Source organism: Pseudomonas sp. NPDC089396, assembly GCF_044749545.1.
Taxonomy (GTDB): domain Bacteria; phylum Pseudomonadota; class Gammaproteobacteria; order Pseudomonadales; family Pseudomonadaceae; genus Aquipseudomonas.
Map to the genome: position 1 here is coordinate 1 of NZ_JBIVIC010000027.1, position 3,046 is coordinate 3,046.

The 3,046-nt window shown below is 57.4% G+C and carries 4 protein-coding genes and 3 tRNA genes; all 7 read right to left on the reverse strand.

Annotation, left to right across the window (positions count from 1 at the left end; genetic code table 11):
* On the reverse strand, positions 1 to 200 hold a 200-nt coding region (locus tag ACIPZB_RS27130; protein WP_400643463.1), incomplete at its 3' end, for a GTP-binding protein.
* Positions 201 to 278: 78 nt separating this feature from the next.
* Positions 279 to 354, reverse strand: a tRNA-Thr gene (locus tag ACIPZB_RS27135).
* A gap of 29 nt (positions 355 to 383) precedes the next feature.
* Positions 384 to 457 (reverse strand) — tRNA-Gly (locus ACIPZB_RS27140).
* A gap of 24 nt (positions 458 to 481) precedes the next feature.
* Positions 482 to 565, reverse strand: a tRNA-Tyr gene (locus tag ACIPZB_RS27145).
* 152 nt (positions 566 to 717) lie between these two features.
* Positions 718 to 1,143, reverse strand: coding sequence for a hypothetical protein (locus ACIPZB_RS27150; protein ID WP_400643480.1), 426 nt, complete (start codon positions 1,141 to 1,143; stop codon positions 718 to 720).
* Positions 1,144 to 1,150: 7 nt separating this feature from the next.
* Complete coding sequence (locus ACIPZB_RS27155; protein WP_400643481.1) at positions 1,151 to 1,900, reverse strand: pantothenate kinase; 750 nt, start codon at positions 1,898 to 1,900, stop codon at positions 1,151 to 1,153.
* Positions 1,890 to 2,849, reverse strand: coding sequence for a bifunctional biotin--[acetyl-CoA-carboxylase] ligase/biotin operon repressor BirA (birA, locus tag ACIPZB_RS27160; RefSeq protein ID WP_400643482.1), 960 nt, complete (start codon positions 2,847 to 2,849; stop codon positions 1,890 to 1,892). The genes ACIPZB_RS27155 and birA overlap by 11 nt, the downstream gene beginning before the upstream one ends.
* Positions 2,850 to 3,046 lie beyond the last annotated feature (197 nt).

A 3,046-nucleotide genomic window follows, 5' to 3' on the forward strand; every position in this document is an offset into this window, starting at 1 on the left:
TGAGCGGTGTTGATGGTAATACCGCGCGCTTTTTCTTCCGGAGCCGAGTCGATCTTGTCGAACTCAACGATTGCCGAACCGAAAACTTCGGAGCAGACGCGAGTCAGAGCTGCGGTCAGAGTGGTTTTACCGTGGTCAACGTGGCCGATAGTGCCGACGTTAACGTGAGGTAGGGAACGATCAAACTTTTCCTTAGCCATCGATACAATCCTCCGCAGAAGAAATAGTCTTGCGCTGATAAAACAAAGGCAGATATTTTCATATCTGCCTTGTTTATATGGAGCTCTTGAGCGGACTTGAACCGCTGACCTCACCCTTACCAAGGGTGTGCTCTACCAACTGAGCTACAAGAGCGAAACACATTGTGCAAAATCCAGCAAACTTGGAGCGGGTAGCGGGAATCGAACCCGCATCATCAGCTTGGAAGGCTGAGGTTCTACCACTAAACTATACCCGCGGAGCTTGCGGCTCTCGCTAAAACTGGTGGAGGGAGAAGGATTCGAACCTTCGAAGCTCTCGCAACGGATTTACAGTCCGTCCCCTTTGACCGCTCGGGAATCCCTCCAGATGTGGCCGGCATTCTATTTGTCTGCCGTCCTAGTGTCAAGCTTTTTTTCAAATTTTTTCAATCAAATCTGAAACTTAGCTGCTTTGACACTGCTTCCAGTTCTGCCACCTAAGTGGTGTTCCCTGTGAAGCGGGCGCCATTCTATCAAGCTATTCGCCAGTTGCAATACCCTGGCAGAAAATAATTTTATGTTTTAAGTCTTTGAAATCATTGGAAAGAGAGGCGAGGACGGTTTGGTCCAGTAAACGCTCGCTTTCCGGGGCGATTTTCAGCCATGCACCGTCGGCACCCGGCAGCTGGCCTACGACCGGGGAAGCGCTGATATCCAGGCTCAACAAACGCTGACGCAGGGCATCAAGCTGCTCACGCCCTGCGAAGCCGCCCACCACCAGACATTCATCACGGCGACGGGCCGGCTCGGCCCCACCTGTTTCGCGCAGCAGGCGGATTTCCTGCTGGCTTCCTTTATAGAGTGACAGCGGGGCGACATCCTTGGCTTTCAGCGGGGCTTCCTGTTGGTGCCAGACGTAATAGAAGACATTGAGCACCAGCAACAGCAGAAACAACCAACGCATAAGCACCTCAGTCCAGTGGGCAGGCCATTGCCAGGCCAACGAATACCAGGTCGGGAACCACGCGCGCCTGTGGTATGGCATCACGCACCAAGGGCGCATCGCCCCCGGTAAGGAACACGGCGAAATCTTCTCCCCACAGCGCACGCGCCTGCTCAAGTTGAGCACAAGCAAAACCTTGCAACATGAGCACACAGCCTCGCTCCACGGCTTCGACGGTGGAGCGCCCGGGAGCGAGACTGACCAATGCCCGCTCGGCCGAAGCATCGTCATAGCGGATACGCCGGGTATGTGTGCGCAACTGGCTACGCATCAGCGGCATGCCGGGGCAAATGTAACCGCCCAGGTGCTCGCCATCGGCAGCAATGAAGTCGGCCTTGGCGGCCGTACCCAAATCGATCACCAGGCAAGCGCCCTTGGACAGGTGGAACGCCCCCAAGGCAGCCAACCAGCGATCCATCCCCAGGCGCTGGTAATCTTCGTAGCCATTACGCACCCCAGCCATTGCCTGCGCTGGCTGCGCAACCTGGGCGGCAACACCGAAGGCCTGGGCAATCAATGCGCAGAGCGCTGTCGTCTCTTCTTCGCTGCGCACGCTGACGATGCGGCAAGCGGTCAACCGCACCGACGTCAAGGCACTCACCTGAGCGAGCAATGCCTGGTCCGAATCGACAATGCCGCCGCCCACGATAGTGGCGTCGGCAGTGTGAATCACCCGCCACTTGATGAAGCTGTTACCGCAATCGAGCTCAAGAATCATCACGCAACCTCAAACTGAGCTCTCCACCGCTGAAGCTCTTTTCAACACCTTCGACTTCAAGACGCAAGCCGCCCTGCCCGTCGACGCCCAGCACCACACCATCGATGCGCGTGCTGCCGGCGATAAGCGATACGTTACACCCCTGCCAGAGATGCGCCTGCTCCCATTCTTCCTGGAAAGCGGCAAAACCATAACGGCGATGGCGTGTCAGTTCGTGCTGCAGTTGCTGGCTGAGCATCGCGACAAGGCGATTGCGATCAATTGCCGCACCGGTTTCACGCCGCATCGAGGTCCACGCCTGGTCGACATGCTCGTTGGCCTGCATGTTTACATTGATGCCGACCCCTAGCACGACATGGCAGACGTCAGCCGGGTCCCCGACCAGCTCAAGGAGGATGCCAGTTACCTTGCGCCCACGTACAAGCACATCGTTTGGCCACTTAAGCCCTACATCCTTTACGCCGAAAGCCTGCAGCGTGCGCATAACCGCCAAGCCCACCACCAGGCTCAAGCCCTCGAGCTGGCGCATGCCACCGTCGATTCGCAATACCAGGCTGTAGTAAAGGTTTTCGCCGAATGGGCTCACCCACTGCCGACCGCGGCGCCCGCGCCCGGCGCTTTGGCGCTCGGCCAGCACCAGGAAAGGCGCCACCTGGCCAAGGCCAGCAAGCCTCAGGCCTTCCGCATTGGTCGAATCAATGCTTTCGTGGATAAAAACGGGCCACTGCTCGCCCTCGGCGAACTCGGCGATAGCCTGTGCATCGAGCAAAGCCAGGGGAGCCGCGAGCTGGTAACCGCGCCCGCGAACCTTGTGAATGGTGAGGTTCAGCTCACTCTCCAGGTGCTGCAGCTGCTTCCAGACAGCGCTGCGACTTACACCGAGGGCTGCCCCCAAAGCTTCACCGGAATGGAACCGGCCATCCTTGAGGAGATTCAACAACTTCAGCATGCCAGTCTCGACTTGGAATAAGGCTGGCATGATAGCTATGGGTAGTGGGCTTGCATAGGAAAAGGGCATCCCGGAAAGGCTCCGGATGGCCTGATTCCATACGCAGAAAAGACAAAACCCCTACCTGCTCGCGCAGATAGGGGTTTTGCGAAATGAATCTTGACGATGACCTACTCTCACATGGGGAAACCCCACAC